The organism is Halioglobus maricola (genome assembly GCF_009388985.1).
Classification (GTDB): domain Bacteria; phylum Pseudomonadota; class Gammaproteobacteria; order Pseudomonadales; family Halieaceae; genus Halioglobus; species Halioglobus maricola.
The window spans coordinates 3,839,038-3,852,916 of record NZ_CP036422.1; the positions used below are offsets into that span (position 1 = coordinate 3,839,038).

The following is a 13,879-nucleotide window of genomic DNA, read 5'->3' on the forward strand; positions in this document are numbered from 1 at the left end:
GCCGGCGGATTTGATTAAATCCCTTCTTGTGCTGGAAGCCATAACGCTAGTGCCAGGACATAAACGTTTCGACAGTTTCAACACTCTCGGGACGCAGGTTTTCGATACCGGTGTAGGGCTTATCCTTGCCAAGCTCGTTGTGCGGATAAGCCTTGATGGTCATCATGTGTCGCTTGGTCATGTCCTGGAAGCTCGCGCCAGACCAGAGTGAGTGACCAATCAATGGGTGCTGTTCGCGAGGATCACGGTAGAGGTTATAAACACCCGCTGCCGCCGCGGGCATACCGGGCGCAGCAATATGCATTTTCCACTCCTGCTTGACCACGGCACGCAGCAATTCGTTCTGATACACATAGACATAATCGCGACGACCATTGCCGTGGCCCTTTAACAAGACCGGGGTCTGGTCGATACCATCGATAACACGATCGCGGGGAATGTATTTTTCCGCCTGCGCCACGCGGGCAAAGGTAGTGAACAAATCGGAAGCATGCACGATATCAGCAGCACGGCTGCCCGCCTCGATCGCACCGGGCCAGCGCGCGTAGGCATCAACACGGATGCCGCCTTCGGTGAAGTCGGTCTTACCGCCACGGTAGACCAGCTGGCTTTGTCCGGAAGTGCCCTCATAGTGATACATCAGGCCATTGTCTGCCATAAACACCACCAGGGTGTTGTCAGCAACGCCCAGCTTGTCCATCTCGTCGAGAATGGCACCGAACCAATCATCGATCACCTCGAGCTTGTCCGCCATAAAGCCGCCGTTCAGGGAACGGGCCTGCTCCGGGTGCACGAAGTTCAGCGGGTACAAAGGCCAGTACTGCAGGAAGAAGGGGTCGTCCTTGCCGGCCATTTCACGCAGCTGCTCGATGGTCTGGCGCTGGTAGCGCTCATTCATTCGCTCGTAGTGTGCCTGGGTCCAGGTCTCTCCCGGCTTAAGGTCTACCTCTCGCGCCTTGCCGCCCTTGCGGGCCTCAACGCCAGTCACCAGGCCATTGGGTTTGAACTTCTTGTCCAGCGCCAGCGCGTTACTCTGGGTACCTTCATACCAACCCAACAGGTTATTCGCGCGCGCCGACTCCGGCGACATCAGCGCCAGCTGCACCTGTTGGTGCAGCGGGAAAGCGGCAAAATCAAACCCCTGGTTGTGGGGGTATGCCTCTTCGATGTCACCCTGGTGCCACTTACCAATATGTGCAGTGCTGTAGCCAGCCTTGGACAAAACCTCGGCAATGGTGACTTCGTTATCCCCCAGGCCTTCGCCCACCAGTGCTACTTTCACTTCCTTGATGCCGGTGCGCACAGGATGGCGACCAGTCAGGGTCGCTGCCCGGGTCGGCGTACAGGAGGGTTCGGTATACATGCGATTGAGGGACATTCCCTCACTGGCAAATTGATTGATTCGCGGGGTCTGCACGCCCATCACATCGTTCAGAGCCGGCTTGCCCATCTGGCCGAAGCTAACGTCATCGATCAATACGAATACGATGTTGGGGCGCTCACCGCCATTGGCTTCGCGCATATCGGCCAACTTCTGGTCGATCTCCTTGTCTTCTTTCGCCCACTCATCCCCATACTGGGCCTCGAGGAAGCGGTACTCTCCGTCGCGCACAATGGGCTTGGCTGCCAGTACTGGGGACATCATGGTCAGGCCTATCACACTGCACAGGGCTTTACTGCGCCAGCCAGATCGTTGCTTATTCATTTTATTGCTCCACTGTATTCTCAATGTAATCGTCGCGCTCGAACGCCATAAGCTTGACACTAAATTTCAGTCGCTGCCAGTCGGGATCTTTAGCAGGAAATCGGTAAGTTCGCCGCTTCAGCAAGAATAGATGAACAAAACACCTAAAACAGGTACTGGACCCGCAGCACAAGCGCAAGACCGTCACTTTGCTCTTCGACCGGCTCCCGTGTCTCGCCGTAAACCACATTCACACTGGCCTTGGTTTTGCGATAGTAGAAATTGCCGCCAAGTGTCAGACCTTTGTAGTCATTCCACCCGCCAACATCGTCGTCACCGCGAACCATGCTTCCCCGGGCGAACACTTCCACTGAGTATTTACCCGCAGGGCGGTGCGGCGACAGTATGCCCCAACGCGCATTATACTCGCGGTGGTCCCGCGTCAGAAACATCCCCAGCTCGGCGTAGCCGCCGATGCCGTAACCCTCGATGTCGCCAAAAAGTTGCGAGTAGTATGCCTCACCCTGCAGGTGCATTCGGCCATAGTTAAACGCAGCCTCCAGAGCAACAATGCCCTGGCTATCTGCACTGGGACTCGCCAGTACCAATCGATCTGCTTCACGCACCTCTGGGCGAAAACTCACCCTGTAGTAATCTCCCTCGCGATACGAAGCTGCCAGACCAAGGTGGAAGCCCCCATCGCCGCGAGACTGGCCACCAGTGACACGCCCGGTAACGGCGAGGTCTGTTTCATTGCTACTTTCCAGGTCTTCAGTGAATACACCTAAAGAGGTGGTCATAAAGGAGGTGTCATCGTCGAAAATATCGACCGCCCGCTCTTCGGCAGACAGCTGAAATGCTTTATGTAGCCGCACGCCCATACTTCGCCAGGCGCCAAAGGCATCGCTCGCCGCGGACCGTTCCTGGGCAAAATCGAATTTATTCCCCAAGAGATTATCCAGACCCATCGGCTCTTTCTGGTTGCCAATAGTGATGGTGACGGGAGTGTTGGGGCGTTCGGAGACCCAGCGAAGATAGACGTCGCGAAACAGGCCCTCGTCGAAATCGTACTGTACCTTGAGTTCACCCCAGTCGTAGAGTTGCGAGCGAAACACCCCTTCCAGGCGACGAAAACCCACACCTTCACGCTTGTCACCCTCACTGCGAGTACTGAAAAGGCCATCAAAATTATAGTAATCATATTGAACCGCGCCACCGAGCCAAATCCGCAGAGCATCGAATAGCACCAGACCCTCGTCATCCAGCACAGATACCGAACGCAGCAAGGTGGTGTCGTCGTGCATGTCCTTGGTGGTATTGGCATCCAGCAGTGCGGCAACCTTGACCTCTTCTTCCTCACCGGCCAAACCTTCCACGTCAGCTACGTCTTCGGCCAGGGCAGCCGACGCGAACAGACAGGCAAGCAAGCTGCAGCAACTGCCAGCTCGCCGTGCCCGCTGCCATAATTCCACTGCGCTCATCTGGGCGTGCAGCTCGATCCGCTACCTCCTCAGGGTGAGGTGAGATAACCCAGCCAGGCGCTCATGCGCATCGCGACCTTACTGATCACGTGCACCGGTTTACCACCCTGCGTGTAGATGGCGACTGTCCCTCCCGCGCCCTGGGGCAACTGGCGAGCAAACTCCTGATCGTCCAGCTCGATACCCACCGCCCATCGGCCATTCGCCGGGGCACCCGTAAACGAGGGCAACTGACTGGAAGCGCTGAGTTGGGAGTCACTGCTCAAGCCGACAATACGACTAACCGACCCGGAAAAGGTTCTTCCAGGCACGTTAGAGAACACAACATCGGCCGTGTCACCCACAGCGATCTTGCGAATGGCGCCCTGGCTAAAACTCGCCAACACCGTATTGGTCTCAGTCGACACAAAAGCCATCGGCGATGCCAGCGGCACCGAGGTCACTACACCGCCAGGCCTCAGTTGCAAATTGAGGACATAGCCATCGCTAGGCGCTATCACCGTGGTTTCGCCCAACTGCCAGCGCGCATTATCGAGCTGAGCTTCTGCGCCGGCGATAGCCGCGTCTGCCACATCGCGATTGGCTACCCAGGTATCGAGGTCGATCTGGGCTGCCGACTGAACCTTCAGAAGCTGTTCAGCACGCTCCACATTCACCTGAGCAAGCTGCCGCTCAGCCTGGTGACGTTCGACCTGCGCTTCGAGCTGGCGCACAGTAATTTCGAAGGGTTCTGGATCGATCTGGAACAAAACGTCCCCTTGCTGGATGGGCGTATTCGCTTGCACAGGAACATCGATCACTTCACCGCGTACATTTGGCACGATAGGAATGATATAGCGAAACATCCGGGCGTCGCTGCTCAGTGGCGAGAAGGTGTACCACATGAAGACAATCGCGCCGATCAGAACCACGCCAACACCCGCAAAGGCGCAAATATTTCCGACCGTTTTCTTGAGCAGGCCCAGCTTGTTGAAGATCAACAGGTAGAGACAGGCATAACAAATTGAGATAAACGCGATCATGCCTCAGCCTCCTTTAACTTTTCTTCCAGTGCCGCTACGCGCTGCAAAAGCTCGGCATTCGGCGCAGCGGGCTTGATCTTGGCCCACACCAGAGCCAGCCCCCAACCAATACCCCCGGTGAGCAACCCCACCCAGGCCAGGATAGAAATGGCTTCCGCCTGCGGGTGTTCCGCCGTGCGGGCTATGTTCCCGGGTATGTTACCTATCAGGACGATTAGCCAGATGGCCGCGGCACACAGTACGCCGAGCACGATCAACGCGAATATCTCCAAGATCATGGCAGACTCCTAATCCTTATTTGCGAGGAAGTCAGATACCGTCTTGCGGTATTGCACCAGCCAGAGGTCCAGTGTTGGCACCAGATCATCAAACTCCAGCTCATCACCGCTCTTTTTCTCGGTTGAGCCTATTCCCTTGGCCACAATGGCCAGGATTCGCTCGCCTGTGACGCTGTCTGTTGCCTCCCCCTCGAACATCACATCGATATAGGTATTCAGGTTCCCGGTGGCTCTCTTGGCGCCACGAAACACCGCGCTTACCGGAACCAGATTGTGCGCTTTGAGAGATTCAATCGACTTTTCCACACCGGTAATCGCCAGAGACAAGCGCGCGACCTTCGGCCCGGGCTCGGTTGCCAGCACGCCCTCGTCCTCAAAAATCGCGAGAATCCCCTCGCGAAGGTAGTCAGATGACTGTACCCCCAACTCATTGTCCGAACGGGCATTCTTTCCATAAAGGGTGACTTCATGCAGCATCACCTTTTCGTAGTGGCCGCGCTTATTCTCATTGGAGAAAAAGAACGCATTTCGCTCCTCGACATACACCAGAGTCTCGTAGCTTTCCAGCCAGCCGGAGAAGTCCTTGGTCTTCGGTTTCTCCGCCTGGGCGGACAAGGACACAGCGGCGACAAGCGACAGTATGAACAGGGCGCTAATTTTTCTAATCATATCGATCTCTCCCAAAAGTCGATGTGGTGACCACCAACCGAAAACTTGCGTGGATTCAGCTGGGGCAGAAAGGTAGTATTCATCAGTCTAGCCTAATAGAGATGATGGCATGCTCCGTCTACCATACAAGAATTACTGGACCAGCGGTATTTGTCTGCCGGCCACAGTGCTGGCGTGCATCGCCGGATCCCAACAAGCTGTGGGCAACCCCATCAGCGACACCCATATCTTCCGTGTCGGCGCCTACGAGCAGGACATCGATGTCGCCGCCTCCGCCACCCGAGGCGGCGCCCCCGAAGTAGAAATCGACTTTGACAAAGCCTTAGGACTTGACGACAGCGCCACCACGCTCTTTTTCCAATACCAATGGCGATTCAAGGAAAACTGGACGCTGTCGGCGTTCTACACAAATATGTCCGCAGACGGCTCCAATACCGCTGGCCGTGATTTCAATTGGGATGGCGTGGATTACAAGGCAGGCGCGCGCCTCGACACCGAATTCGGGGTCGATACCTACCTGATCGCGGTAGACTACTCCTTCATAAAAACCGACAAACTCGACATTGGCGCGGGGTTTGGTCTCCACGCCTTTGAAATAGAGACCGATATAGAGGCGGAAGTCGGCATTGTTGAAGACGGCAATACGGATGATTCAATCAGGGGTAGAGTCGCCAGAAATACGACAGAATTGCTCGCGCCACTCCCCAACATCCGCGGCTTCGCTCGTTATATGATCACCCCGAAGTGGGCGGTATTGGGTTCCCTGGGCTGGTTAAGTGCCAACTACGAGGACTATGATGGAGACTATCTCTTTCTCACCGCACTCACAGAATATCGTTTTACCGAAAACTTTGGCATTGGAGCCTCATACCAGATATCTGAAATCGACGTCACCAATGACAACGGCAATCGCAAACGCGCATTCGACATCGACCAGTATGGACCTAGTATTTATCTAACCTATGGCTTCTAAAGAGGTAGTGACCATGAATAAAATTTTGATGACCCTGGGACTGTGTTGCAGTCTGACTACGATTCAGGCCTATGCAGACACGATCGAGCTCGCCGATGGCACACTGCTGGAGGGTAATCTGGTCGGCATGAGTAACGGCATTATGATGTTCGACACTGGCGCCGGTATTGAAGCGTTCCCCGAGGATCAGGTGGTTGCCATCTATAACAGCGAGGGCGTTGCTACCCGTGAGGAAAGCGAGAAGCAACAACCGCAAGCGGCACCCACTCCACCACCACAGCCAAAAACGGTAACAGCCGCCAGCGGCACCCGCCTCGTCATTCGCATGTCTGAAGCTATCGACTCTCGCCGACACAGTGCCGGACACCGCTTCCGCGGCCAGCTGGAAAGCGCACTGGTAGTAGACGGAATCACCCTCGCGGCCAGAGGCACCATGGTCTACGGCCGGGTTACCCAGGCCAATAGCGGTGGCCGCGCAGTAGGCAAATCGGAAATGGCCGTCGAATTCACCGACATCATGATCAACGACGAAATGCACGAGATAGCCACTCAGGGTTTGAAGGCCCAGACGGGCAATGAGGCGGGCAGAACGGCCGGTCGCACCGCCCGGGCTGCGGCCCTCGGTGGATTGTACGGGGGCAGCTCCAGCGCCAAGAAAGGGGCCAAAGTTGGCCTTGGCGCGTCGATCCTGACCAGCGGTTCGAGCATCAACATCCCTGCGGGCACCCTGGTGGAGACGAACCTGCGAACACCACTCACTGTCGGCCTCTGAGCCCTATAGGCTGGTTGTCATGCGCGCAAGCGGCAAACTAGCCGTCCTCCTGACCCTGCCCTGGCTGGCGGCGGGTTGCGCGAGTACCGTCACACCAGCCAATCAGGCGATCACCGCAGTTGACGAAACCAGTGGTTATCGCCGGATCAACAATGACAACGGTAAGCGCATAGGCGATACCCTCATCCTGCTGTCCTTTTCAGGGGGCGGCACCCGGGCCGCCGCTCTGTCATACGGTGTCATGCAAGAGCTCCGTGACAGCTACGTTCAAAGCGACAACGCAGAGGTGCGGCTACTGGATGAAGTGGATGTCATATCCTCCGTGTCCGGAGGCAGCTTCACCGCCGCCTACTACGGCCTCTACCGAGAAGACCTGTTCACCAATTACGAATCTGCCTTTCTGCGCCAGGACGTGCAGAGCACCCTGGTGCGCAAACTGTTCAGCCCGGGATACTGGTTCAACAGCGCGTTCAGCGGCTTTGACCGCACCGAGATGGCTATCGACTACTACGACAGGTCAATATTCAATGGCGCCACATTTGCAGACCTGGAGGCTCAGGGCCCGCCTTTCATCGACATAAACGCCACCGACCTGACGTCGGGCATGCGTTTCACCTTCAACCAGGACTTGTTCGATATCATTTGCTCGGACCTTTCCAGTATGAAAGTGGCCCGCGCCGTAACTGCCTCCTCAGCAGTGCCCGTGGCCTTCCCTACCATCGTGTTGGAAAACCACTCGGATCAGTGCGACATCAGTCAGACGCAGGCTTACCAGATACTTACCGAGAAGCGCGAATTTTCCGAGACCCAGGAACAGTTAGTGGAGAACATGCTGTCATATCGCGACACTGAGTCACGCCGCTACATCCACCTGGTAGATGGCGGCATCTCGGACAATCTGGGATTGCGCACCATGATCGACCGACTTGAAGGCCTGGGAGATGACCGTTTCCATGTCCTGCGAGAAAGAGGCATCAAGAATATCCTCCTGATCCTCGTGAATGCCGCCGTGCATAGAGACAGTTTTATCGAACAATCCCCCAAGAAACCGAAACCGGGGACCACAATGAGCGCGTATATCGACTCGCAGATGAAGCGCTACGACAACGAAACCATCGAGCGTATGCGCACCAACGTAGAACATTTCCAGCACATTGCCGATCAGGAAAATCTTCCGCTGAAGATATTCTTCTCAGAGGTTTCCTTCGACCATATCCAGTTGTCGGATGCCAACTCCTATTTGAACAATATGCCGACCACTCTGGAGCTCAATAATAATGAGGTTGATCAGTTGATTGCTGCAGGCCGCATGTTGCTGCGACACGAGCCTTCATTCCAGGCGTATATGGAACGGAATAACGGACGGCTGGCAAAAGAAGCTATGTCAGAAACCGAAATCTGCAAAGCGTTCCAGTATGAGGGCTGCGCGGACCTTGCCGAAGAGTGACGGGCCTCAGAATCTGGACCAGTTCAGGGCAAGCCGAAGCATAAAAATGTCGCGCTGACTGTACTCACCCGTGACCGCGCCCACCAGCGGCAGTGCTGGAGACTCGATAGGGGCGTCGCCGATCGTCAGGTAACTGAAATTGATTTCAACCGTACGATCCTCAGTCCACTGCCACTCGCCGGCCACTGCCAGGCCCCAGATCTCATCCATGCGTAACATGAAGATACGATCGTCATCTTCGGTCATGGAGCTCACATACATTCCGCCAGCGCTGAGCATCCAGCGATCACTCACCGGCCAGCTATAGCTGCCGGACAGAGCCCATACGTCCTGCCAGTTGGCCTCATGGGCCGACAACTGCTCGCCGTCAAAATAGTACTCGGACAGTTCGAAGTTACTGGTATCTGCCCAGGCCAGATCAACGACCACAGCGTGATCGTTGTCCCACTCGTGATAGATGCCCGCCAGCAAACTTTGCGGAGTGGTGCTCTTCACTTCCACATCGGCACCGATAAAACCCGCCCGATCTAACACCTGTTCCGTATTTGGCCCCAGCCCTCGAAACTTCGCCTCACCGTCCTGAGTGGGATCCAGCTCGGAATTGTAGACAAGGCCGAGCCGGGTTTGCCCGCTCAACTCGTAGAGCGCAGACAGGCCAAAACCCACGTCTATACCGTCGGTCTCCAGTTCTGAGGTCCCGTCCGCGAAACCGGGATCGAAAACATTGGCGATGGCCCGCTCCTGACTGAAACTTGCATAGGTGAGAGCCAGAGACCCCGCTATCGAGAGCCGGTCGCTCACGCGGTAGGCCAGGCTGGGATAGGCACTGACCGAAAGCGAATCATAAGATTCGATAAAATACTGCCCGGGCCATTCACCGAAGTCGTCCGAGTAGCCAAAGCCGAGGAAGGTAAACGAGAACGTGAGATCGTCATTGATCGGGTGCACCGCGTAGACGGCAGGGACGACAACAGTAGTGGAATTCTCAGAGCTAATATCCGCCTCCTGCGCGCCGACACGGCCCTCCCAGGTGGACTCACTTTGTACAACAATCAGTTCCGCCCGGGCGGTGGTGGCGTCCAGGCGGGCGGCGCCGGCGGGGTTAGTACCTGCGGTGGCGGCACTGTCGGCGGAAGCGGCCAGGCCCGAGACACCTGCGTAGGGCCTCGCGTCGATTGACGGGCTGACCGCGAGCAGTAGAGCTGCTGCCGCAATTAGAATGTGTGATGTTTCCCTCACTCCGCTGCCACCTATCCTATACTGAGACGGTCATCATGAACCACAAGAGAACGGACGGCTAGCCACTTTTCGGGTAACGTTGCTTGACCCGAACTGAGCACGCTGAAAAACTGCAGCTAGCAAATACGGAGGAACGCCAATGATCACTCGCCGACAAGCTGTCAAATACGGCGCCTCGCTCGCAGCACTGGCCGCACTGCCGCCCTTCGCTCTTGCCGAGGGTAAATCTACCACGCTGCGCGCGATTCCCAGCAGTGGTGAAAAAATCCCAGTGATAGGCATGGGAACCTCCCGCACTTTCGATGCCGGCGCCGACGACGCCACCATTGCCCGCCTCGCGGAAGTCATGGCGGAGTTTTTTAAGGGCGGTGGCCGGGTAATCGACTCATCTCCCATGTATGGAGAGGCGGAGTCCCGCGTAGGCGACGTACTGCGCGGCATGGACGAGCGGCCACCGGTGTTTGCCGCGACCAAAGTCTGGACTGAAGGACGTGACGAGGGGATCGCCCAAATGGAAGAATCTGCGCAGCGCATGGCGACGAAGCAATTCGACCTGATCGCTGTGCACAACCTCGTCGACTGGGAGACGCAACTGGCAACCCTGAAAGCCTGGAAAGAGCAGGGCAAGGTGCGCTATATCGGTATTACCACTTCACACGGCCGCAACCACGATGCTCTGCTGGAGATCATGGGCAAGGAGCCGCTGGACTTCATCCAGATCACTTACAACATCGACAACCTCGCAGCGGAAGAATCACTTCTCCCGCTGGCACTCGACCGCGGTATAGCCACAATGATCAATCGCCCCTTCCAGCGCGGTTCTCTGTTCAAACGATCCAAGGATCAAGCCTTACCTGAAGTTGCAAAAGATCTGGACTGCTCAAGCTGGGGGCAGTTTTACCTCAAGTTCATCATCGGCCACCCGGCCGTAACAAACCTGATTCCTGCCACCTCTAAGCCGCACCACATGGCTGACAATATGGGCGCAAACATCGGCCCAGTACCCGACGCCAAACAGCGCGAGGAGATGTTGCGCGTATACCGGGCCCTGCCCGGGTGATGACAAACAAAACTTCCCCACTGCAGCGACTGCTGGCACGAGCCTGCGACATCGAACCGGAGGAGGTTCGGGCCACACTGGCCTCTTTCTCCCTTGTGCTGGTACTGATGGCGTCGTATTACGTGCTGCGCCCTGTACGCGACGCGATGGCGAGCGACTGGACCGATGCTGAAGTCAGTTGGCTGTGGACCTTCACGTTCTTCTTCAGCGCGGCCGCAGTATCACTCTACGGCGCCGCCGTGGCGCGATTGTCGGTGCAAAGGCTTGTACCCGGCGTGTACGGCTTCTTCGGACTCTCCTTTGCCATGTTTTACGTGGGCACCCAATTAGCCGAAGACCGCACCCTGGTCGACAAGAGCTTCTACGTGTGGGTCAGCCTGTTTGCGCTATTCCATATCTCCATATTCTGGAGTTTTATGGCAGACACCTTCAGCCAGGCCCAGTCGAAGCGCCTGTTCGCGTTTATCGGCGCAGGCGCCAGCGTAGGTGCCATCGGTGGCCCGGCTTTTGCCACCCTGCTCGCTGGCTCCGGCAGCACCGACGCCATGCTGCTCATTTCAACCGTTATCATCCTGGCCGCATTGCCCCTTGTGATCTGGGTGCAACGGCTCAAGCAATCAGACCTGCACAATAAACAAGTACACGCGGGCGCAGAAGATTTCGAATATGTCGGCGGGAACCCGTTTGCCGGATTCGCTGAATTCATCAAAAACCCCTATCTACTCGGTATCGGGCTCTTCATCCTGCTTTACACGTCCATCAGCTCTTTCGTTTACTTTGAGCTGAAGAACCTGATGGTCGATTACAGCCGTGCCGAACGCGCGCAGATCTGGGCCCAGGTCGATCTGGTGGTCAACACCCTGACCCTGCTGATTGCCATGTTCGCCACCGGCCGCATGGCCACCCGACTTGGCCTGCCATTCACACTCGCCTCGGTTCCCATGCTGATCTGTGTTGGCATGTTATTGCTGATGGCCGCACCGTCGGTGGCAGCTGTGATCGTAATTCAGGTCATTCGGCGGGTCGGCAACTATGCGATTTCACGACCAGCAAGAGAAATGCTGTTTACCGCGGTAGACCGGGAAACCCGGTTCAAGGCCAAACCAGTCATCGACATCGTGGTCTATCGCGGCGGCGATATGCTCAACGCCTGGGGATTTACCCTGTTAACCCAGGGCCTGGGACTGGGGCTTGGCGCCGCAGCGGGCGTTGGCGCAGGTATCGCCCTGCTCTGGGCGGGCACCGGTATCGCGTTGGGTCGCAGCTTCGAACGCAGAGAGCGCGACGCAACACCGCCGAAATCGCCTCCAACATAGCCTAGTTTTCAGCCGCCCACTCAATCGCGTTCAACACCAGCTCACGCGCATTGTCGTTCTGCCAGTTTTTGTGGAAGTGGCCGCCGGTATAACCAACGCCACGGCCCCCGTCGGGGCGTTCATATGCCCAGGCAGTCACCTGGGGCACGCCTTCTGCGACCAGCTCGCGCACTGCATCATTGCCGCTGTGGGGGCCGTTAGAGCGTTTCATGGTCGACTCCGGCGCAACAGCCGCAAGAATTTCAGTCACCCCGGTGTCGCGGAAACGCATATTGAAATACCACTCATCCAACAGGGTGAAGGATCTGATATCTCGTGTAATCGGATGCTCTGGCAGAGCATCGAATGCCGCAGTCCAATGGGGATTCACGGACCAGTCAGTCTCAAAGTAGCCGCCAATCGCGTCCTGCAGGGCAGTGGCGGACGCGCTGCCTTTAGGCACCTCTACACAGTAGTGCAAAGCCACAACGCCCACGCCGCGCGCCAGCATTTCCCTGAAGGCAGGTAGCTGATCGTTGATCAGGTGATTCTTACCGCCATCACAGTACATCACCACCGCGTCCGCTCCGGCCAGCACAGCGGGATCTTCCGGCCAGCCCCCATATACATTGACGGTAGCCAGGTCTGGTCGGCGCTCACGCAATGCCGCTGACAACAGCTCCGACCCCGCTTTGTGCTCATGTGCACCGGGACCGTGGCTATCGGGCCCCGCGAGGAAGACAACCTTTCCAGTGGCCGCTTCCTCTGCAGCGTGGCCGGTGACCGTGACCTCATGGCTGCCGCAGCCGGCAAGTACTGAAAGAGCAAGTAGAGGTAGAACTCGAGTAACAGGCATGGGCCAACTCCAGATTATTATGCCGGACAGTGTATGCGGATTTTCAGCCAGATTTAAGCTAGCACTAACAGACTGAAACGGTTTTACTGGCAGAAAAATAACTCTGGAGCATCAAGTGCCCACCAATCGCGCCCTCATTCTCGCTCTCGCTCTAGTGGGACTTGCAAACACACCAGCGGGCGCCGAAGAGTTCACAGCCTTCGTCCAGCCTATTCCCGACAGTGAGCAAGACATCAGCATGGTTGCCGTGACCGGCGGTAGCTTTGTCATGGGCAGCCCGGAAAGCGAAACCGGCAGGCAGGATTGGGAAGGCCCCCAACACCGGGTAACGGTGGGCGACTTCTTTATCGGCAAATACGAAATCAACTGGCAGCAATACGAGTTGTTCGTTTATCGCGATGAAGACAGCTTCAACAGCCTCGTTGATCCAGCCACACTCGCGGGGCTGGCAATCGACGGCGTTACCGGCGCCACCTCCCCCTATGTAGAGATGAGCTTTGGCATGGGCAAGGAAGGGTTTCCGGCAGTCAATGTCACGCACTACGCAGCCCTGCAATACGCCCGCTGGCTCAGCGCCAAAACCGGGCGGTTCTATCGTCTGCCCACAGAAGCCGAATGGGAATACGCCTGCCGTGCGGGCACCAGCACGGCGATGTCCTTCGGCAGCGACGCGGCAGATAAATACGCTGTCACCACAGACAACAGCGAAGAAAAATACGCCAGGACGGGCAGCCGCGACGCCAACCCATGGGGCATCCATGACATGCACGGCAATGTCGCAGAGTGGACCATGGATCAGTTCGATCCTGCTTTTTATGCCACCAGCCCGGGGGGCAATCCCTACAATCGCCCCACCGAGCTCTACCCGAGGGTAGCCCGCGGCGGTTCCTGGGCTCAGCCCCTGGAACATGCTCGCTGCGCTGCCCGGCTGCCTTCCGCCGCCAACTGGAAAGAGCGCGATCCGCAAATACCGAAGAGCCGCTGGTGGCTCACCAATGCGCCTTTTGTCGGCTTCCGTCTCGTAAGCCCAAGAGTGCAACCACCCGCTGCCGAGATCCAGCGCTACTGGCTGGAGGCCATCGAAGACTATGGAATATAAACCC

The 13,879-nt window shown here is 57.0% G+C and carries 13 protein-coding genes; 6 read left to right on the forward strand and 7 right to left on the reverse strand.

Going from position 1 to position 13,879, the window contains the following annotated elements:
* Positions 1-46: 46 nt before the first annotated feature.
* From EY643_RS17445 to EY643_RS17465, 5 genes are all read right to left on the reverse strand, one after another.
* A complete protein-coding gene (locus tag EY643_RS17445) occupies positions 47-1,705 on the reverse strand; it encodes a sulfatase-like hydrolase/transferase (protein WP_153240441.1) in 1,659 nt (552 codons plus the stop codon).
* A 143-nt stretch (positions 1,706-1,848) separates the two neighbouring features.
* Complete coding sequence (locus EY643_RS17450) at positions 1,849-3,165, reverse strand: porin (RefSeq protein ID WP_153240442.1); 1,317 nt, start codon at positions 3,163-3,165, stop codon at positions 1,849-1,851.
* Positions 3,166-3,194: 29 nt separating this feature from the next.
* Positions 3,195-4,187 (reverse strand): HlyD family secretion protein, encoded by a 993-nt coding sequence (locus EY643_RS17455; protein WP_153240443.1) that lies wholly within the window; start codon positions 4,185-4,187, stop codon positions 3,195-3,197.
* Positions 4,184-4,465 carry a DUF3302 domain-containing protein gene (locus EY643_RS17460; RefSeq protein WP_153240444.1) on the reverse strand — a complete coding sequence of 94 codons (282 nt, stop codon included), beginning with the start codon at positions 4,463-4,465 and terminating at the stop codon, positions 4,184-4,186. The genes EY643_RS17455 and EY643_RS17460 overlap by 4 nt, the downstream gene beginning before the upstream one ends.
* Before the next feature lie 9 nt (positions 4,466-4,474).
* Positions 4,475-5,134 (reverse strand): DUF3313 family protein, encoded by a 660-nt coding sequence (locus tag EY643_RS17465; protein ID WP_153240445.1) that lies wholly within the window; start codon positions 5,132-5,134, stop codon positions 4,475-4,477.
* Positions 5,135-5,243: 109 nt separating this feature from the next.
* Between EY643_RS17465 and EY643_RS17470 the strand changes: the two genes are divergently transcribed.
* Genes EY643_RS17470 through EY643_RS17480 form a run of 3 tightly spaced genes read left to right on the forward strand, consistent with a single transcriptional unit; the run spans position 5,244 to position 8,326 of the window.
* Complete coding sequence (locus EY643_RS17470) at positions 5,244-6,107, forward strand: TonB-dependent receptor (RefSeq protein ID WP_153240446.1); 864 nt, start codon at positions 5,244-5,246, stop codon at positions 6,105-6,107.
* 13 nt (positions 6,108-6,120) lie between these two features.
* Positions 6,121-6,879 carry a hypothetical protein gene (locus EY643_RS17475; RefSeq protein WP_153240447.1) on the forward strand — a complete coding sequence of 253 codons (759 nt, stop codon included), beginning with the start codon at positions 6,121-6,123 and terminating at the stop codon, positions 6,877-6,879.
* A 19-nt stretch (positions 6,880-6,898) separates the two neighbouring features.
* Positions 6,899-8,326, forward strand: a complete 1,428-nt coding sequence (locus EY643_RS17480) for a patatin-like phospholipase family protein (RefSeq protein WP_153240448.1) — start codon at positions 6,899-6,901, stop codon at positions 8,324-8,326.
* Positions 8,327-8,332: 6 nt separating this feature from the next.
* Here the strand turns inward: EY643_RS17480 and EY643_RS17485 are convergent, their stop codons facing one another.
* Entirely contained in the window at positions 8,333-9,565 is a 1,233-nt protein-coding gene (locus EY643_RS17485) for an OmpP1/FadL family transporter (RefSeq protein ID WP_170287456.1), read from the reverse strand.
* Between the two features lie 139 nt (positions 9,566-9,704).
* Between EY643_RS17485 and EY643_RS17490 the strand changes: the two genes are divergently transcribed.
* Positions 9,705-10,625, forward strand: a complete 921-nt coding sequence (locus tag EY643_RS17490) for an aldo/keto reductase (protein WP_153240450.1) — start codon at positions 9,705-9,707, stop codon at positions 10,623-10,625.
* A complete protein-coding gene (locus EY643_RS17495) occupies positions 10,625-11,941 on the forward strand; it encodes an NTP/NDP exchange transporter (RefSeq protein ID WP_170287457.1) in 1,317 nt (438 codons plus the stop codon). Before EY643_RS17490 ends, EY643_RS17495 begins: the two co-directional genes overlap by 1 nt.
* A 1-nt stretch (position 11,942) precedes the next feature.
* Here the strand turns inward: EY643_RS17495 and EY643_RS17500 are convergent, their stop codons facing one another.
* A complete protein-coding gene (locus EY643_RS17500) occupies positions 11,943-12,776 on the reverse strand; it encodes a ThuA domain-containing protein (RefSeq protein WP_153240451.1) in 834 nt (277 codons plus the stop codon).
* Positions 12,777-12,891: 115 nt separating this feature from the next.
* On the opposite strand from EY643_RS17500, the gene EY643_RS17505 reads away from it, so the two are divergent.
* Positions 12,892-13,875 carry a formylglycine-generating enzyme family protein gene (locus EY643_RS17505; RefSeq protein WP_153240452.1) on the forward strand — a complete coding sequence of 328 codons (984 nt, stop codon included), beginning with the start codon at positions 12,892-12,894 and terminating at the stop codon, positions 13,873-13,875.
* Positions 13,876-13,879 lie beyond the last annotated feature (4 nt).